This window comes from Desulfosporosinus burensis (assembly GCF_054657535.1).
Genome location: NZ_BAAHYN010000017.1, coordinates 76,010 through 94,968 on the forward strand (window position 1 = coordinate 76,010; position 18,959 = coordinate 94,968).

The 18,959-nt window shown below is 42.1% G+C and carries 14 protein-coding genes and 2 pseudogenes; 14 read left to right on the forward strand and 2 right to left on the reverse strand.

What is annotated here, in order from left to right; genetic code table 11:
• Nucleotides 1–14 precede the first annotated feature (14 nt).
• Nucleotides 15–1,922 (forward strand): molybdopterin biosynthesis protein, encoded by a 1,908-nt coding sequence (locus tag ACYQ3Q_RS24305; RefSeq protein WP_459931031.1) that lies wholly within the window; start codon nt 15–17, stop codon nt 1,920–1,922.
• 418 nt (nt 1,923–2,340) lie between these two features.
• Here the strand turns inward: ACYQ3Q_RS24305 and ACYQ3Q_RS24310 are convergent, their stop codons facing one another.
• A complete protein-coding gene (locus ACYQ3Q_RS24310; protein WP_459931032.1) occupies nt 2,341–3,363 on the reverse strand; it encodes a molybdopterin-binding protein in 1,023 nt (340 codons plus the stop codon).
• A gap of 297 nt (nt 3,364–3,660) precedes the next feature.
• Between ACYQ3Q_RS24310 and ACYQ3Q_RS24315 the strand changes: the two genes are divergently transcribed.
• The 3 genes from ACYQ3Q_RS24315 to ACYQ3Q_RS24325 all read left to right on the forward strand — a co-directional run bounded on the left by ACYQ3Q_RS24315 (nt 3,661) and on the right by ACYQ3Q_RS24325 (nt 7,436).
• Entirely contained in the window at nt 3,661–4,767 is a 1,107-nt protein-coding gene (locus ACYQ3Q_RS24315) for an XdhC family protein (protein WP_459931033.1), read from the forward strand.
• Nucleotides 4,768–5,253: 486 nt separating this feature from the next.
• Nucleotides 5,254–6,417 carry an iron-containing alcohol dehydrogenase gene (locus ACYQ3Q_RS24320; RefSeq protein WP_459931034.1) on the forward strand — a complete coding sequence of 388 codons (1,164 nt, stop codon included), beginning with the start codon at nt 5,254–5,256 and terminating at the stop codon, nt 6,415–6,417.
• 278 nt (nt 6,418–6,695) lie between these two features.
• The gene (locus ACYQ3Q_RS24325; protein ID WP_459931035.1) at nt 6,696–7,436 is read left to right on the forward strand and encodes a hypothetical protein; all 741 of its coding nucleotides are present in this window, start codon (nt 6,696–6,698) and stop codon (nt 7,434–7,436) included.
• Here ACYQ3Q_RS24325 and ACYQ3Q_RS24330 read toward each other — a convergent pair.
• Nucleotides 7,413–7,775 (reverse strand): annotated as a pseudogene (locus ACYQ3Q_RS24330) (hypothetical protein); the annotation flags it as partial. The gene ACYQ3Q_RS24325 and the pseudogene ACYQ3Q_RS24330 sit on opposite strands and share 24 nt — an antisense overlap.
• 370 nt (nt 7,776–8,145) lie before the next feature.
• Here ACYQ3Q_RS24330 and ACYQ3Q_RS24335 point away from each other — a divergent pair.
• From ACYQ3Q_RS24335 to ACYQ3Q_RS24380, 10 genes and pseudogenes are all read left to right on the forward strand, one after another.
• Nucleotides 8,146–8,615 (forward strand): annotated as a pseudogene (locus tag ACYQ3Q_RS24335) (dehydroquinate synthase/iron-containing alcohol dehydrogenase family protein); the annotation flags it as partial.
• A 929-nt stretch (nt 8,616–9,544) separates the two neighbouring features.
• Nucleotides 9,545–10,408: a branched-chain amino acid ABC transporter permease gene (locus ACYQ3Q_RS24340; protein ID WP_459931036.1), complete on the forward strand. Its 864-nt coding sequence runs from the start codon at nt 9,545–9,547 to the stop codon at nt 10,406–10,408.
• Nucleotides 10,395–11,333, forward strand: coding sequence for a branched-chain amino acid ABC transporter permease (locus ACYQ3Q_RS24345; RefSeq protein WP_459931037.1), 939 nt, complete (start codon nt 10,395–10,397; stop codon nt 11,331–11,333). Before ACYQ3Q_RS24340 ends, ACYQ3Q_RS24345 begins: the two co-directional genes overlap by 14 nt.
• Before the next feature lie 12 nt (nt 11,334–11,345).
• Nucleotides 11,346–12,104, forward strand: coding sequence for an ABC transporter ATP-binding protein (locus ACYQ3Q_RS24350; RefSeq protein WP_459931038.1), 759 nt, complete (start codon nt 11,346–11,348; stop codon nt 12,102–12,104).
• Nucleotides 12,101–12,817 (forward strand): ABC transporter ATP-binding protein, encoded by a 717-nt coding sequence (locus ACYQ3Q_RS24355; RefSeq protein ID WP_459931039.1) that lies wholly within the window; start codon nt 12,101–12,103, stop codon nt 12,815–12,817. Before ACYQ3Q_RS24350 ends, ACYQ3Q_RS24355 begins: the two co-directional genes overlap by 4 nt.
• A gap of 25 nt (nt 12,818–12,842) precedes the next feature.
• Entirely contained in the window at nt 12,843–14,138 is a 1,296-nt protein-coding gene (locus ACYQ3Q_RS24360; protein ID WP_459931040.1) for an ABC transporter substrate-binding protein, read from the forward strand.
• Nucleotides 14,139–14,221: 83 nt separating this feature from the next.
• Complete coding sequence (locus ACYQ3Q_RS24365; RefSeq protein WP_459931041.1) at nt 14,222–15,082, forward strand: FAD binding domain-containing protein; 861 nt, start codon at nt 14,222–14,224, stop codon at nt 15,080–15,082.
• On the forward strand, nt 15,079–15,546 hold the full coding sequence (locus ACYQ3Q_RS24370) for a (2Fe-2S)-binding protein (RefSeq protein ID WP_459931042.1): 468 nt from the start codon (nt 15,079–15,081) through the stop codon (nt 15,544–15,546). The genes ACYQ3Q_RS24365 and ACYQ3Q_RS24370 overlap by 4 nt, the downstream gene beginning before the upstream one ends.
• Nucleotides 15,547–15,559: 13 nt before the next feature.
• A complete protein-coding gene (locus ACYQ3Q_RS24375; RefSeq protein ID WP_459931043.1) occupies nt 15,560–17,854 on the forward strand; it encodes a xanthine dehydrogenase family protein molybdopterin-binding subunit in 2,295 nt (764 codons plus the stop codon).
• A gap of 231 nt (nt 17,855–18,085) precedes the next feature.
• Nucleotides 18,086–18,959, forward strand: an 874-nt coding sequence (locus tag ACYQ3Q_RS24380) for a GAF domain-containing protein (protein WP_459931044.1), incomplete at its 3' end; no start/stop codon positions are given.

The window sequence follows — 18,959 nt, forward strand, 5'->3', positions numbered from 1 at the left end:
AGGTCAAGTATACTGTGGAACGGCAAATATATCTTGAAAACAAGGCTTGGCAAGAGGGACTGGCTTTGATGATGGAAAAGCTAGCTGAGCGCTGTGTTCCGAAGAATGAGTTTGTAGATGTACGTTCAGCACTCCATAGAATCACCGGTTCGATTGTTCGGGCCAGACGAAGTTCGCCCCATTTTGCAGCATCGGCCATGGATGGCTATGCCATTCGAGCCAAAGATACCCACGGAATCTCGGAGCGGGAGCCGCGGTGGCTAGAACTCGGAAACCAAGCCATTCAAGTCGATACAGGAGATCCTGTTCCTGAGGGAATGGATGCAGTAGTCATGTTGGAAGACGTTTTGGAATTGGGTGAGCGAGGGATCTTAATTCAAGCTCCTGTTGTTCCCTGGAATCATGTGCGGCCAGTGGGAGAGGACATTGTGGAAGGGGAAGTGCTTCTTCCCATTCATCATCGCATTCGCCCCCAAGATCAAGGAGCTTTGCTCGCTGCCGGGGTCTTGCAAGTCGAAGTTCGCTGTAAGCCGAGAGTGGGGATTTTACCAACGGGAGATGAAATCTGCCCGCCTGAGGCGGTTCTTCAAGTGGGAGAGATAGTCGATAGTAACTCCACCGTCCTGGCTTCGTTAGTCGAAGAATGGGGTGGATCGGCTACGATTTGGCCGATAACACCGGATCAACCTGAAAAGTTGGAAAATGCTATTCTTGAAATGGCAGCGTCTCAAGATATTTTGGTCATCATCGCTGGATCCTCCCAAGGACGGGATGATTATACCTCCCACATGGTTCAAAAGCACGGGACACTGTATTTACATGGCGTAGCGATCAAGCCAGGTAAACCGGTGGTCTTAGGAGAAGTTCAAGCAAAGCCGACCTTTGGGATACCGGGTTATCCGGTGTCCACTTTCTTGACTGCGCATTTGTTCTTAGAGCCTTGGGTTTATCACTTGCAGGGTTTATCAAAAGGCCTGCCCTCAAGACTGGATGCCGTGATCAGCAAGAAAGTTTTTTCCTCATTAGGCAGTGAAGAGTTTGTGCGTGTTAAGGTAGGGAAGGTTGGAGAACGTTGGGTTGCTGCCCCGCTGAGTCGGGGTGCAGGGGTGACCATGAGTTTAGTCAGAGCGGACGGGATGATCCGGGTTCCCCGCTTACAGGAAGGGTTTCATGAGGGAGAAACTGTACCCGTCGATCTATTGCGACCTGTTTCAGAGCTAGAAGAAACTCTAGTATGCATTGGATCCCATGATTTGACCCTTGATGTTTTGAGCAGTCATATGAAGTCTAGGGACGGGCGCGGGGCGATTGCCTCAGCTCACGTTGGGAGTCTGGCCGGAATTCTTTCTCTACGCAAAGGGGAAGCCCATTTTGCAGGGATTCATTTGCTTGACCCCGAAACGGGTGAGTACAATCGTTCCTATCTGCAGCGTTTCTTGCCAGGAAGAGATATTGCATTAATGAATTTAGTGTATCGGACTCAAGTTCTGATTGTGCCGAAAGGAAATCCACTCAACCTCAAGACGCTTGAAGATTTAGCTAAGCCTGGTGTACGCTTCATCAATCGTCAGGGTGGTTCAGGAACGCGAGTGCTTTTTGATTATCTGATTCAGAAACAAGGGCTAAGTAAAGAACAAATTTTAGGTTATGAGCGAGAGGAATTCACACACTTAGCTGTGGCTGTTGCGGTTGCCTCGGGAGCAGCCGATGTCGGCTTGGGTATTCAAAGTGCCGCTGAAGCCCTAGGGTTGGACTACGTGCTGGTCGGAGAAGAACGCTATGATCTGGCGATTCCACGAGAATTCCTAGAGGAACCTCGAATGAAGGATATGATCGAGGTTATTCAAAGCAAAGGGTTTCAGGAGGATGTTCTGGCGCTTGGCGGGTATGACGTACGAGATACGGGAGTTTTTTACGATTAAACGAAAAATGCAAGTTAGGGACGGTGAAGCTTAGCACCTGCTTTACTTTAATCGGTGCCAGATTAAGTCGCACCTACCGAATATCAGACAGAATGCAGATGGTGGAGTGGTCAGCTCAAGTGGCTTTTGCAAACAACGTTTACCTTGTTTTATAGTTGAGAAAATAGAAATCTTAGCAAGAAAGCTAAACAAAATGACAGAGGACTTAATAATAAGTCCTCTGTCATTTTTGCTTGGTGTGAAAGTATATGATTAATGCGCATTTATAGACAAGTCAGTGGCTCTTTGAAATTTTGTGTTAAAAGGACCGACCTGTGACACCCTCACACGTTTTGAGTGCAGGTCGAGTAGGTCGAGAGTGCAAATGCAAGTCGAGAACCGTCCCCGACTTGCACCCGACTTGCATTCTTTTAACTTCTTACTTGCCAAACGAACAGCGGGGGTAGATGCAGACTGGACAGTCGAGACAAAGACCTCCGCTGCCAAGTTTGACGATATCATGGCGGGTCAGACGTTCTCCTGTCAGTATGCGGGGAGCGACTAAATCGAAGGCGGTTGTTTTGGCATACATGACGCAACCAGGTAATCCCATGATGGGTACATCCCCGATATAGGCAAGCAAAAACATTGCTCCCGGTAAGACAGGGGCACCATAGGTGATGAGTTCTGCTCCCATTTCTTTGATGGCCGTAGGAGTGACGTCATCAGGATCGACGGACATGCCACCACTTACTAAGATCATTTCAGCCCCTTGATTTATTTGATCTCTTATAGAACTTTGGATCAAGGATACATCATCGTTGGCCAAGGTTTGCGCTAGAACCTCAGATCCCCAGCTTTCAACTTTTGTGCGCAGTACTGGGCTGAATTTATCTTGTATCCGTCCATGAAAGACTTCACTTCCGGTGGTTACGATGCCCACCTTCATGCGCTTTAGAGGTCTCACCTCCAAAATTGGATCGGATACTGTTTGAGCAATCCGTTCCGCTTCGATAATCACTGATTCATCAATCATTAGAGGTACGACTCGGGTTCCAGCGACTTTATCTCCTTTTTTGACGGGATAGTGATTATGCAGCGTGGCGAGAATGATATGTTCTAATGTATTTAAGGCTAAGATGCCGTCTACAGAAGAATACAGTATTCCGTCGTGCGCAGCTGTTATAGTGATTTTTCCTTCTTTGGGCTCGTCCAAGAGCAGGCCAGATCCAGTTACGGCTTGGGCGAGACGCTCCGCAGCCTCATTTTCATGGATCTGACCGGGTGTTTGATCCCAGACAAAAATGTGCTCCTTACCCATACTAAGAAGAATGGGTATATCCTCTGCTTGGATAACATGCCCCTTGCGAAAGCGCGGACCTTTAACGATCCCAGGGATGATCTGAGTCATGTCGTGAATTAGAATAGCACCAACTGAATCTTCAACTCTTATTTTTTCCATGAGATATCCTCCAAACGTCAAGTAATCCTTAATAATTATAATTCCGTTTTCTTTAATTAGGAGATAAGACTAAGAAAAAAAGGAACAAACTAAAGGAACAAACAGTTATCTTGATGGTATCGCATTCTCAACAGGAGGTCAAGCTAGGAATTTTTACCTTAGGGAAATAGTTGATTCTAAGAAGAAGTTCAAGCAAGTGATTTCAGCTGCACTTGTATGAGGTGGATTATGCTATAATAGAAGCACATACATGAGCGGATTCATAATTTATCAAGGCAGTTCTTAGGGGGCGAGACAATGGATAAACTAGTCTATAATGGGATTAAGAGAGTATTAGAACAAAACTTAGAGGCCGCATTGATTACAGTAACCAGTGTTAGAGGGTCAACACCCCGTAAACCAGGCGCTAAAATGTTAGTTTTTGCTGATGGGACAATAGTCGGGACCATCGGTGGTGGATGTGGTGAGGCCGAGGGGAGACGTGAGGCCCTGAATGTAATGGGTTCACAAGCTTCTAAGCAATACTCTTTAAATATGACCGCAGACATAGCTCAGGAGGATGGGATGGTTTGCGGTGGTATCATGGAGTTGTTTATTGAGTATATAGGGTCTCAAAGCCCCCTGGAACAAATTGATCTTTATAAAGATTATCTTTCAGCTCTTAAAGAGAGTTCCAACAATCCCCTACTTGTAACGGTTTTAGAAGCGAGTGAGAAACGACTGATTGGGAAAAAGCTTGTCATCCAGAATGCCAGGGACAGCTTAGGAGATTTAGGCTTAAATGAACTGAATCGAGTAGCTCTTAAGAAGGCTGAAAAATGCCATAATAGAAGTCAACCATTATCAATTAGTTTGGATTCCGAGTTCCAACCCTGTGAAAGCTCATTAATTAGGCCCGCTTACAAGTTGCTGATTGAGCCGCCAGAGAGTGTCGTACAATTGCTGATTTTGGGTGCAGGACATATTGCCCTCCCACTTGCCACCATGGCCAAAATCCTAGGTTATGAGGTTACTGTAGTGGATGATCGCTCATCCTTTGCTAATTTTACCCGATTTAGCACGGCTGATACGATTATCTGCGAGGATTTTGAGCGGGCCTTAGATTTGATCAATATCAATCCGCAAACATTTGTCGTGATTATTACTAGAGGGCATCGTTATGACAAAGTGTGTTTGCGCAAAGTGATTAATCGTCCAGCTTCATATATTGGCATGATTGGTAGTCGCAAAAGGGTTAAAGCATTGATTGCCGAATTGGAGGAAGAAGGAATTCCGAGTGAGTCCTTGCAAAAGCTGTATTCTCCAATCGGTCTAAAAATCGGGGCAGAAACTCCTGAAGAAATAGCAGTAAGCATTCTCAGTGAGTTGATTAAAGTTCAAAGGGAGCAAGCAGGATCAAGATGATAAGAAGGTAGGAGATTCTGAACGACTTCCGACTTGAGCAAATTACTGACGAATTTAATGGGGCTGTAACAAAACTTGTTTTCTAGTTTGTACAGCCCTTTTTGTTCGAGGATTAATCCTATAAATGTTCAAGTAATATTCACAATTTGAAGGCGTATAATCCTTCTTTTCTGGGATAGAGCACTCGCATCGGTAACTTATACATAAATATTAAGGAATGCTTACTTCAGATGGAGTTTAGTTGAACTTATCCCAAGAGAAGTGTTCCAAAAACAAACGCTGCTCCGAGCAAAGTGAATCAAACTAGAGCAGAAAGGAATTAGAAATTTCATATAAAAATCAATATTCATTTATTAAGGTATCAAAATCATAGAAATAATCAACATTGTAAACTATTATAACAAATATTCAGAATGCTTGGCATGGATATTGCAAATAATATAAGACAGCGTGACCAATAAAAAAGGAAATGGGAGGTATTTAACTATGTCAGTTATTCATCAAGTCTATGGGTACTTCATGCCAACCGTAAACCTCATGGGAGCTGGAGCAGCTCAGGAAACAGGAAAACAAGCAAAATTACTGGGCGGAAAGAAAGTTTTACTGGTGACCGATGCCTATCTCGAAAAGATTGGTATGGCTCAGGAAATTGCTGATATTATTGAAAAAGAAGGCGTCAAAGTTGTAATTTATGGCGGTGCTGAACCTAATCCGACCGATAAAAACGTGCATGATGGATTTGACATCTATACTAAAGAAGGCTGTGACCTGATTGTATCCGTAGGCGGAGGATCTTCACATGACTGTGCCAAAGGAATTGGGCTTGTTGCAGGTAATGGCGGAAGAATTAACGACTATGAAGGCGTGGATAAATCCCCTTTGCCGATGGCTCCGATGATCGCAATTAACACTACCGCTGGTACGGCTGCTGAAATGACAAGATTCTGTATTATCACGGATGAAGCACGGCATATAAAAATGGCGATCGTTGATTGGCACGTAACTCCTAATGTCTCAATTAATGATCCCTTGTTAATGATGAAACAACCGCCAAGTTTAACCGCTGCCACCGGAATGGATGCACTCACCCATGCCGTTGAGGCCTATGTTTCCACGATTGCCACGCCAGTAACGGATTCAGCCGCTTTAATGGCTTTTAAATTGATTCCTAAATATTTACGTCGCGCCGTGGCGAATGGCGATGACTTCGAAGCACGTGAACAAATGGCTTATGCCCAATTACTAGCGGGTATGGCTTTTAATAACGCCAGTTTAGGTTATGTTCATGCAATGGCTCATCAATTAGGTGGATTTTATAATTTACCGCATGGTGTATGTAATGCAATCCTTCTCCCTCACGTTTCACGCTTCAACATGATTGGCAATCTTGAACGTTTCGCGGAGATTGCTGTAGCAATGGGCGAAAACATTGATGGACTTTCTACCAGAGATGCAGCGGAAAAATGCTTAACTGCAATCGCCACTCTATCTGCTGATGTCGGAATTCCATCTGGGCTAAATGCCTTAAATGTAAAAGAAGAAGACTTAGCTCTGATGGCTGGAAATGCGAAATTAGATGCTTGTCAATTCACCAATCCTCGTACAGCAACACTTGAACAAGTAATTCAAATCTATAAAAACGCCATGTAACCTAAAGGTAACAAAAATAAGTAATGATAACGTATAAAAGCCCCAGGTTTTTACAAAATCCTAGGGCTTTTTCTTCTGTATTCCCATGCCCCCTTTAGAGCACAAAACTCCAAGCTATTTTATTAGCAAATATTATAATATTAGAAGGAAAAATGAGTTAATTGGTCGAATTATTCATAATATTGTTAGTTTGTTGAGGAATAGTCCTAATTAAGGTAGGGGTGATATACTGACTAACTTCTTAGAAAGTATATCAAAAAGAAAGGTAAGATGGGAATATGAGAAAATGGCTAGCTGGGATTATAATTAGTTTAATCATGGTTTTTGGATTAGGTATTACGAGTCTTGCTCTAGCAACAACCATTACGGATGACAGCCAATTACAACCAGTAGGCTCGGATGTAGTCACTAGTCCTTTTAACCCTGCTACGGATACAGACAATGACATCGCTAACGTTAACGAAACCGGGAAGAAGGTAAATACTAATGACGGTACATCAGCTAATGATGTAATCAAAGCGACTGACAAGCCAAGTGGGAAGCAAAGAACCCACGGAGAGTATCAAAATAACACCAACTCTTGTGCAAGCTGTCATCAAACACACACAGGTGCATCAAAAAAATTGTTGTTTAAAAATGGAGTTTATTATACCAGTACAGCTTGCCATGATGGCACATTAGGGTTTTACAACGTATTTGCTTCTTCTTCTGCAGGTACCTTTGGTGGTACTATGGAAGGCCATGCTTCAGTTCACATGGCAAACGGGGTCGTGAAAACCATGTCTGCTCCTGGTGGAAACTCTACGGGAAAAGATATCGAGGATAATGACCTAGTGAACTGGACCAGCGAGTTCACCTGTGCAAGCTGTCATTCTCCGCATGGATCCTACAGCGACCGTTTACTGCACTATAAGTGCGCGAGAAAACGTGCGACATCTCCTTGTTGGGGATTCCTGAGTAGTTCGTTGGGGGAACCTTCCGCTGCGACTTGTCCATTGTGTAGGGGCGGCATAGGTTAAGGCGGCAATAATGGGAGAGGCAATGATCGGCTGAGCGATGATAATGGCTGTTGGGGTATACATGATATTTAAAAATCCAAAAGGACCAGATCTCCACAGAAAAATTGAAACCCATAATCCAACGACCACAGGAGGTAAGCCCATCCCGGTAGTGGTGGTCGCTAAAATCAGGTCAGGATTTGTAGGTTTTGGAGATTCAGTCGTTTGTGGCGCTGGAGTGGCTGGGGTTGTTGGGGTTGTTGGGGTTGCGGCTGTTCCACATCCTACGACGAGCAGCATGGAAGCCGCCAAAAGTAGTGAGATACCATAGCTAATGCGAGATTTAAAATTCTTTTTCATAATTACCTCCATTTTATAAATATTGCATATGCTCATTTGTACAAACTAGTACTAATGTGGAAAGCTGTGAACTCGTTCAACTAAAGTTGAACATCGAGACTTCCAAATAGTCTTCAGTACGATAGGCTCCAGTGGAGACTATCGCCGAAGCCGCCTTCCAATACGAACACCTCGTGGCGAAGGAGGTAGAGTTCATCCTACTGCGCGAAAGTGTTTGTCAGTGAATCTGCGCCTTCGGTATAAGTCACCACTGACTGGAGACTTATACCGAAGTTTAGATGTTCAGCTTAAGCTGAACGGTTCACTCCATTTTTTGAAATGAAAGTCTCTATTCAATGTACTAGTATTATTCATATCTACGTCGGGCTGTCGGGCTGTAGCGAATGGAGAGGATTTCGAAGCACGCGAACAAATGGCTTATGCTCAATTCTTAGCGGGTATGGCTTTTAATAATGCTAGTTTAGGCTTTGTTCATTTGATGGCCCATCAATTAGGTGGATTCTATAATTTACCTCATGGTGTATGCAACGCAATCCTTCTTCCCCACGTTTCACGCTTTAATATGATCGGCAATCTCGAACGTTATGTCGATATTGCTGTAGCAATGGGAGAAAATGTCGATGGACTTTCTGACAGAGATGCAGCAGAAAAATGTTTTAGTGCGATTAGTACGCTGTCTCAAGATGTCGGAATTCCTACAGGATTAGCTGCACTGAATGTAAAAGAAGAAGACTTTGCACTAATGGCCGAAAATGCAAAATTAGAGCTTGTTGTCAATTCACTAATCCTCGCACGGCAACTCTTGAAAAAGTGATTCAAATCTATAAGAATGCCATGTAATTTTAAAAAATTAAAGTAAAAAATAAGAATAACACTTTTTAAAAAGTTCTGGGTTTATCGTAACCTAGGGCTTTTTAAATTTATAAATTTTAGAAAGGAAAGAACTGGGATACACCACGAACAACAACTTTTTAACTTACTAAAGTACCACTTCCCACTTTCAGAACCCATCTTCTGCCATGAAACGTTACACGAACACCTCTGTTTGTCAAAAGTGTCGCGAGGACTATACTTCTGAAGGTTAGAAATGAGGTAGTAACAAAACATCTCCAGTTTGTTACTACCTCATTTTGTTCGAGAACTTCGTTATTAAAGAATATTCACCCGCTTAGTAGGTGAATATTCTTTTTTGGAATAAGCCCAGCACCGCCTCGACAAAATCTTAAGTTTTGTTTCGTCTTCTTTCTGGATCAAAGAAGTATAAAGTTAGGGACGCCAGAGGACACCCTTCTTGATTTAATTTCCTATGCGGCAAAGTACGCGAGAAAACGAGCTACCTCTTCTTTTTTGAAGATTCAAGGAATGTCATTCCAAATTTATGGTGTCTGAACGAAAATAACCCTTTCCTCGGCTAGCTCCAAAGTTTAACTCCCTCAAACAAGGCAGCTTTAATGTGTTGACCTTTGTTTCCAGAAACTCTAATCCAATACTAATTGATCGGTTACTGCTAAAGTTTCTCAATGGTAAGAAACTATTATCAAAAATAACAATTTAAACATGCGAAAATTATAGTTAAGTATTACTCATTGAGGTATTCATAGGGCTTGAATGGTTGGCATGAAAATTGCAAATATTCAAATAAACATAACATTCTATTACTTATCGATCTGTTAAGGGGAGGGATAAAGATGAATCCTCAATTTGAGGTAGGCTAACCAAAATTAAAACACGAAAAACATCTATACATAGTGAAAGAGAGGAGGCCAAAAGTGGATTATCTTCCATATTTAATTTCTGGATTGGTAACCGGAACAATCTTACTTCTAGGTTCAGTTGGTTTTTCACTAGTAAGAAGAATTGAGAATTTTTTAAATATTGCTCATGGGCAAATTTTGACTTTAGGGGCTTACTTGGGGTACACCTTCAACGTAACGTATGATTTCAACATATTTCTCTCATTCCTACTTGCTACATCAATAACAGCTTTTGTAGGATGGCTATGTTTTATAGTTTTCTATAAACCAATTCGAGGCCATGGTAGTCTTTATCTCTTATTTACGTCAGTTGGAGTTGCTTATATTATTCATGGTGTACTCGAAGCTATTTATGGGGCGCAAGCAAAATCCTATAATGTGACTTCATCAAAAGTCTTTGAAATAAATGGAGTCCCAATAATTTCTGGAACGGAAATTACAGTGATCATGTTAGCTTTAGCTAGCGTTTATGGTTTACATCTTATTTTAACCAAGACCTTAACAGGTAAAGCGATTAGAGCAATGGCAAGTAATTTAACGTTGGCAAATGCTAGGGGCATTAATACGGAAAGAATTGCTTCAATTACATGGTTATTATCCTCGGCATTAGGAGGAATGGCCGGCGTTTTCTACGGACTGATCGGGACGGTTTACACAGATATGGGATGGGCAGTTATTTTGTTAATCTTATCGGCAGTAGTATTGGGGGGAATTGGAAGTCTATACGGGGTTATGATAGGAGCTATGATTATCGGTTTAGGAATGGATTTGAGTGTAATAATTATCCCTGCTTCTTATCGACCAGCGGTAGCCTTTGCGATGGTTATTTTGGTACTGATTTTCAAACCACAAGGAATTTTAGGAGGTGAGAGCAATTAATATCGGAGTATTCATTGCGGGTATTGTTGTGTTGATGGGTATTTATACCATACTCGCCTTTGGACTAAACATGAGGTTTGGCACCACGGGTCTAATTGATCTAGGAGTAGTTGCCTTTTTTGCGATCGGTGCCTATACCTATGTTATATTAACGGCCCCTCCACCGAATACAGCAGATTCTTACATGTTTGGATTTGACTTGCCAATAATCGTGGGTTTTATCGGTTCTGGATTAGTTTCAGCTTTATTTGCTTTTTTAGTTGGTTTACCTACTATTCGTTTAAAAGGAGAGTATTTAGCGATAGCGACTTATGCCTTCGCCGAAGTTGTAAGGTACCTCTTTACTAATGAAGCCTGGTTAACGAATGGTGTATCAGGTTTTATAGGTATAAAACAACCATTTCGTGCTTTTTTCAGTTCGGCAGACTCTTATCAGTATTTTTATGCCTTACTTATAATTGGTGCAGTTGGAGTGTTTTGGGTCTTGCATACGCGCCTTGATCATTCGCCATTTGGTCGGACGCTAAAGGCTATCAGAGAAAACGAAAATGCTGCACTAGCTGCTGGGAAAAACGTTGTTAAATTTAAAATGTGGTCGTTTGTTATCGGGGCAGCCGTAATCGGATTTGCTGGATCTTTTTACGTGTGGTATACAAGTTTGATTGTCCCATCCCTTTTCGTCGCTGAAGTTACCTGGGTCGTCTGGATTGCCTTAACAATCGGAGGTACGGGCAATTACAAAGGGATGATTTTAGGAGCGGCAGTGATTGTTGGGATTCAAGAGGCAACTAGGTTTTTACAGGCTTCAGCTGAGATAGCCCATATTATGGCAGCTAGTAGATTTATAGCAATGGGGTTAATCTTAGTATTAATTATTCGATTTAAGCCCAAAGGAATTCTTCCAGAGAAAAATGCAACGCATTAAGGAGGTGAGTAAGTGTTACTTGACATTAAAAAGGTGAGTAAGGTTTTTGGCGGACTCAAGGCAGTAAACGATGCCAGTTTACAAGTTAAGGAGAAATCTATAACAGGCTTAATCGGGCCAAACGGTGCTGGTAAGAGTACATTGTTTAATTGCATTGCTAGGTATTATCCGGCTACCCAAGGAGAGATTTACTTTAAGGGAGAAAAGATTAGCCATTTACAAGCTAACCAGATTGCTACCAAGGGTCTGGCTCGAACTTTTCAGACATCCCAGGGCTTTGCTCAAATGACGGTGATGGAAAACATGTTGGTAATTCCTAAAGGACAGAAAGGAGAACAGCCTTGGCAAGGCCTGATTAATGGCAAGAAAGTTAGAGAGCAGGAGGCAGAACATAGTAAAAAGGCCCTACAGCTGTTAGAGGAATTTGGTTTAATAGAACGCAGAAATGATTTAATTGCGAATTTAAGTGCTGGGGAGTCTCGGATTGCCGAAATTGCTAGACAGCTTATGTTAGATCCAGAGGTCTTACTGCTAGACGAACCTGCTGCTGGAATTAATCCTGCTTTACAGAATCAGTTAGTGCAGATCTTATTGAGACTTCGAACGCAAGGGTTAACCTTGTTAATAGTGGATCATAATCTAGGTTTTATATCTAGTTTATGTGATTATATTTATGTTCTTAACCTTGGCCAAATCATTGCAGAGGGCACACCACAGGATATTTTCAAGAACCCTAAGGTTATTGAAGTGTATTTGGGGGGGACAGCATGAGCTTATTAAAATGTGAGTCTGTCGAATCTGGTTATGGCAAGATGCCAATCCTTCATGGTGTCTCAATAAGGGTAGAGGAATCCGAAATGATTGCTGTCTTAGGCCCAAATGGTGCAGGTAAGTCAACTTTAATGAAAACAATTGCAGGGATTTTAACGTTAATCAAAGGTCAGATTATTTTTGACAAGCAAGATATATCAACACTCAAGAATCATAAGTTAGCGAACATCGGGTTAGGCTACGTGCCTCAGGAAGAGAACGTTTTTGCTGATCTGACAGTAGCAGAAAATCTAGAATTGGGCGCCTTCAATATTAAGAATCCCATGGAAGCCATCGAAGCAATTTACGGTCGTTTTCCGAAGTTGAAGGAGCGCTATAAACAAAGAGCAGGAACATTAAGTGGTGGAGAAAGACAGTTATTGGCAATTAGTAGTGCCTTAATCCTTAACCCACGTCTGTTAATCCTAGATGAGCCGACATCTGGGTTAGCGCCTCAGGCTACAGAATCTATGATTAATTCGATTAGCAAAATTCGTGATGATGGTACGGCAGTCATCTGGGTAGTAGAAGAAAGTCCAAAGCAAGTTCTGGCCCATGTGGATCGTGTTTATCTTTTAGAATCTGGTTTAGTTCGAAAAGAAGGTACTGGTAAGGGATTCCTAGAGAACGAAGAAGAATTCGAAAGACTATTTTTAGGTCACAATATTGGGTAATTCGAAATAAAGAGGGGATGAAGAAATGTTTATATTACCTAATTTTAAAAGTCCAAAAGATATTGGTATGAAAAGTTTAGTTTTAGTTTTAATTGTAAGTCTCCTTGCGCTAACGGGGTGCGCTAAAGAGACCAGTGGGCCTACTGATCCGGGAAAATCCGATCAAAATACTAGTGCATCGAGCGAAGAAATTCCAATCGGAATACTGACATCTTACACGGGAGAAATGGGCGCTTTTGGAAAACCTGTTTACAATGCTGCAAAGCTAGCAGCTGATGAAATTAATGCTGCTGGTGGTGTAAATGGTCGTCAGATCAAGCTTTATACTGAAGACGACCAAAGTGCGGTTGAGAGCGGGATAAGAGGAGCTAGAAAGCAAATTTCGGCAAATGGCGTAATAGCAATTCATGGAATGGTATCCGATGTTTTGCTAGGAATATGGGATTTTGCCAAACAGAATAAGGTTTTTATAGCTTCTCCATATGCCGGTACAACGAAGTTAGATGAAACCGGCGGAGATTATCAGTTTCGTACCGTACCCTCAGATTCCTTGGATGGTAGAGTAGCAGCCCACACCCTATGGGACAAAGGGTATCGTAACATTGCCATTATGTATGAAACAGCGGAAAGTAGAACTTCGATCTGCAATGCCGTAATAGAACAATTCGAGATGTTAGGTGGCAAAGTTAGTATCTCATTGCCCTTCCAAAGCCGGCAAACCAGTTACTTAGCGGAACTCAAGAAAATAGCTGACACAAACCCAGATGCCGTTTGGTTAGGTAGTGGTCAGGAAACAGCTCCTACTATCCTAAAACAAGCCAAACAACGTAATTACAAATGGCAGTGGATGGTTTCGAGTGACATAGCAGTACCAGAGATTTTTAAATTAGTAGGCTCAGATTTAATGGAAGGGATCATAACAGAAATACCAGCTGGTGATAGTACTAGTGAAGAATATAAGAGCTTTTCAGCAAAGTATGAGACTGCTTTTGGTCAAAAACCAGGAGGTAGTTTTGAGGCGAACTCTTATGATGCGTTGATGATTATGGCTTTGGCAATGCAGGCAGGTGGTACGTCTGATGGTACTACCATTAATCAGAATTACAAGAAAGTAGCAAGTCCTCCTGGAGTTAAGGTTTTTACTTATAAAGAAGCACTCGCTGAGTTTGCAAAAGGTAATGATATTGATTACCAAGGTCCCTCGGGAGATGTTAACTTTGATGATCACGGTACCACATCAGGTAGCTTTAATGCTTTAATTGCTAAAGATGGCAATTGGGAGCAGTTCAAATTCTATCCGGCATCGACCTTCGAAAAGTAGCTCTTAACCTTCTAAGCGGGAGTCTCCGGAGGTTAGCCGGGGACTCTCTGCTAAATATTCTGAAAATAGGTAGGTGAGCAATTTTGCAAGATGTAATCTACTTAAAACCACAAAATCTAGAAAAGGCGTTGGAGTATTTAGCCGAATATAATGAGGCTTCACTATGGGCAGGTGGCACTGATTTAGTGGTCAAACTTGAACGCAATAAAATCAAGATATCACAGTTAATTGATCTTAAAAGTATTCGAGAACTTAGTTTTATAGAGAATGATGACCAGGTACGAATTGGAGCTTTAACAACAATTCATGACATTGAGGTTTCACCGGTAATTAAAAAGGATTTTCCTTTGCTAGCCCAAGCGGCTCACGTTTTAGGATCATGGCAGATCCGGACTTTAGCAACTATTGGCGGTAATTTAGTTACAGCTGCTCCTTCAGCAGAGACAGCAACGCCAATCCTGATTTTAGGGGGCACTATGATTGCCCAAAGTAAGAATGGTGATCGGGAAATTCCGGCAAAGTGCTTCTTTAGTGGGCCAGGAATAACTGCCTTGATACCCGGGGAAATCCTCAAAGAGATACAATTGCCTAAATTGCCCCAAGGCTACCAAAGTATTTACCTGAAAGAAAGTTTAAGGCGGTCAATGGATATAGCATTAGTTAGTGTAGCCTGTGTTCTTAAATTGGATGGAGATAAGTGCCAGGAAGTTCGCTTAGGATTAGGAGCAGTAGCACCTGTGCCGATGAGGGCAATAAAAAGTGAAGAGTCATTAACCGGGCAAATCATGAGCACCGAGATTATTGAAAAAGTAGCGAAAATTGCTGCGGACGAATGTCAACCGATTGATGATATACGTGCTACTGCCAGCTACCGGAGGGAATTGGTTCAAGTATTGGTTAAAAGGGCCTTAACATCCCTTTGGAAAGCAGGTGCAAAGTCATGAAAATGCAAATTACTTTAACAGTGAATGGAGATAAATATGAATTGTTAGTTTCACCCCTAAGTAAATTGGTCGATGTACTTAGGCAAGATCTCGGTATTACTGGAACTAAAAAGGGGTGTGGGGAGGGTGAATGTGGCGCTTGTACTGTAATTATGGACGGGCAACCTGTTAGTTCTTGTTTAGTATTAGCTCCTCAGGCAGATGGAAAAACGATCTTAACAATTGAGGGGTTAGAAAGTCAAGAAGGAGTTTTAGATCCCCTACAAGAGAGTTTTATGAAAAAAGGGGCTATACAATGCGGCTATTGCACTCCAGGTATGATTATTACTGGCAGAGCGTTACTGCAGGTTAACGCACATCCCTCTGAAGAAGAGATTAGGGATGCTATCTCAGGTAACCTTTGCCGATGTACAGGTTATCAGAAAATTGTTGATGCGGTCCTTGATGTAGCTGAAAAAGAGTAAGGAGGTCAACAAGTTGTCCGAAAACAACGAATTTAGTTATATAGGGAAGTCAGTTACCCCAGTTGATGCTTGGGAGAAGGCTACAGGTAGGGCAATGTTTGTTACTGATCTTAAGCTACCCGGTATGTTGTATGGTAAAATCTTACGCAGTCCTCATGCGCATGCTCGGATTCTGAAGATCGATACCACCAAAGCCCAAGCCCTTGAAGGGGTCAAGGCTGTCGTTACCTTTCAAGATACCCCACAAGTAAAATTTGGCCCTATGTCTAGTAATGAGGATTGGTACATTTTTGCCAAAGACAAGGTGCGCTTTATTGGAGAAGAAGTTGCGGCAGTAGCAGCCATCGATGAAGAAACTGCGGTAGCGGCGCTGAATTTAATTGATGTTACCTATGAAATACTACCCACCGTATTTGATCTTGAAGAGGCCATGAATGCTGGTTCTCCCTTGATTAATGAGGATTGGAAGAAGAATATTGCATCCGAAGTCCATATCGAACGAGGAGACATAGAGACTGGCTTTGCCGAAGCAGATCTAATTATTGAAGAAACCTTTTCCACAAGCCAGGTTTATCAAGCCTACATGGAATCGATGGCGGTTGTAGTTCGACCGGAAAAAGAAAAAGGGTTGACAATGTGGTTGCCGATTCAAGTTCCAAATAAAGCACGTTTGACCTATGCTAAAGCCCTTGGAGTATCTTCCGAAGATATTAGGGTAATTAAACCCTTTATCGGAGGAGCATTTGGGGCTAAATTCGAAGCAAACCTTCATTTGGCTTGTGCTATCCTTGCAGAAAAAACTAAGCATCCGGTTAAAATTGTCAATACCCGATATGAAGACTTTATTGCTGGAAACCCTAGAGTGCCAATGCGATTTTGGATCAAAATGGGGTTCAAAAAGGATGGAGAGATAACTGCGAAACAGATGCGGATTATTGCTGGTAATGGCGCTAGGACTGTTTACGGCCCAGCGATTATGTCTACCGCTTGTATCCGGATCGACGCTTTGTATAATTTTAAAAATGTAAAGGCTGACGGTTTTGCGGTTTACACTAATACTGTCCCGACTGGTTGTTTCCGTGGATTCGGTAACTCTCAATCGATCTTTGTCTTGGAGTCGATAATGGATATGGCCGCTGAAAAGTTGGGAATAACACCGGAAGGAATTAGGAAACTAAATGTTATACCCAGCAATTCTGTGAACATTCATGGTTGGGAAATTGGCACTTGTGGGTTAGTGGAGACAGTTGACAAAGCCGTTGAGGCTATGAAGAATAGGGCTAACGAAAATGTTAAACCCGGAAAATATCGGGGGATAGGTCTAGCTTGTACTAACCACGTCTCAGGAAATAGTGGATTCTTTCCACCTTTCGATGGTTCAGCTTCACTTGTTAGAATTGGCGAAGACGGCAAAATTACCTTGTTCCATGGAGAATGCGACATGGGGCAAGGTCAGGATACAGCTTTTGCCCAAATCGCGGCAGAAACACTAGGAGCCAGACTAGCTGATCTTAAGGTGGCCACGATTGATACTCAAATTGCCCCGTTTGGCCTCGGGTCTTATGCAACCAGAGGGACTACTGTCGGAGGGATGGGTGTTATAGCAGGGGCAAAAGCTGCGCAAAAATATTTGTTTGAAGCTGCTGCTGAGATGTTAGAGGTCAGTGCGAACGAATTATTTGCTAAGGAAAGCATCATATATCTAAGAAACCACCCGGGAAAACAGTTGACTTTTTCAGAAGTTGCTAAGACATACGTATTTAAACACGGGGGTGCCTCAATTGTTGGTAATGGGTATTATATACCAGCTACTGTACCGCCCGACCCTAAAACGAAATACGGAAATATCTCTCCTGCTTACGTTTTCGGAACCCATATTGCTGAAGTAGAAATAGATGCGGAGACAGGGCATGTAGATGTAATTAACTATTGGGCTGCTCACGATGTGGGCAGGGTTATCAATCCTACACTTTTGGCAGGACAAGTTGAAGGCGGTGTCAGTATGGGCCTTGGGTGGGCTCTAATGGAAGATATGTTAACAAAGGAAGGAGAAATCTTAAATGCGGGCTTTTTAGATTACCGAATCCCAGGGTCTAAAGATGTCCCACGCATTCAGAGTATATGGGTAGAGCCAGTGGAACCAAATGGACCTTTCGGGGCTAAGGGGATCGGGGAACCCGCTTTGAATCCAGTGCCAGCGGCAATTGCCAATGCGATTTACAATGCGATTGGTGTACGTTTTAAAGAATTGCCGATTACGCGAGAAAAAGTTTTAAATGCGCTTAAAGAAAAGGGAAGTAAAAATTGAATCAAGATAGTTGGTACTTTCTAACAACGAGGATGGAATTTGACTAAATATATATCTATATCAAAAGACAAATCAGGCTAGATATTGGTTCAGTATCAGGGCCTGATTATGTTATGGCAAAGAAAACAATGTCAGCCGAAGTTGACGCTTTGGAATGGACTGTAACCTATGGTTTGAGCAGATAAAAGACTGTCAATGATTCACCTTGTAAAAGTCAAGGAGGAGATGTCAGTGGCATTGGAATTAGCCTCTGTAAAAGAATTTGTTCAACAAGTCGTAGAGGCGATTGCTGTCGCCCTAGGAATCGATGTCATGGTATTTGACCCAGCAAGAACAATCTTGGCTGGTTCAGGTATTACAAAAGCGGAAATTGGAACGAGTTATAACGAGAACAGCTTAACTGGGTCAATTTTGGCATCGGGACATCCAATTATTACACGGGACCCTGGGCGATCGGATGTATGTAAACGTTGTCTTCGATATGGGATTTGCCCATATTTAGTTGTAGTTGCGTATCCAATTAAGATTGAAAGCGACATTTTAGGTAGCTTTTGTTTAGTTGCAACCGATGAAAAACAGAAAAGTCGCCTGTTATCTGACGAAGAAGGTATGATGAAGTTTTTAGATAAAGCGTGTCAAATGATTGGCAGTGTGATTAACGAACGACGAGTTCAAGATCAACTAAACACCATACTTAAACGCTACGATAACGTGGTTAATAGTATCCATGAAGGAATTATTGTGACTGACGAAAAGGGTAGAATAATCCACTTGAATCGGTCTGCCCTTGAACTTTTAGGCATTACGCCTGAAGAAACTCTAAATCAACACATCACCAAAGTATTCTATGACTTTTCGTTAACTTTAAATGAGCTCGCAAAAAAAAATAAAATTGAAATTGAAATTACTTACCAGAAAGATCCTAAACACAAGAAAAAGCGTCTTTTGGCTACAGTTATGCCTATACATGCTGAAGAGGGATTAGAGATAAAAGGCGCAACAATTTCGATGCGAAACCTTAAAGAAGTGCAATCGTATGCAGCCAAACTCGTAGGTACTTATAGTAAATACGAGTTTAAAGACATAGTTGGACAAAGTGAGGAAA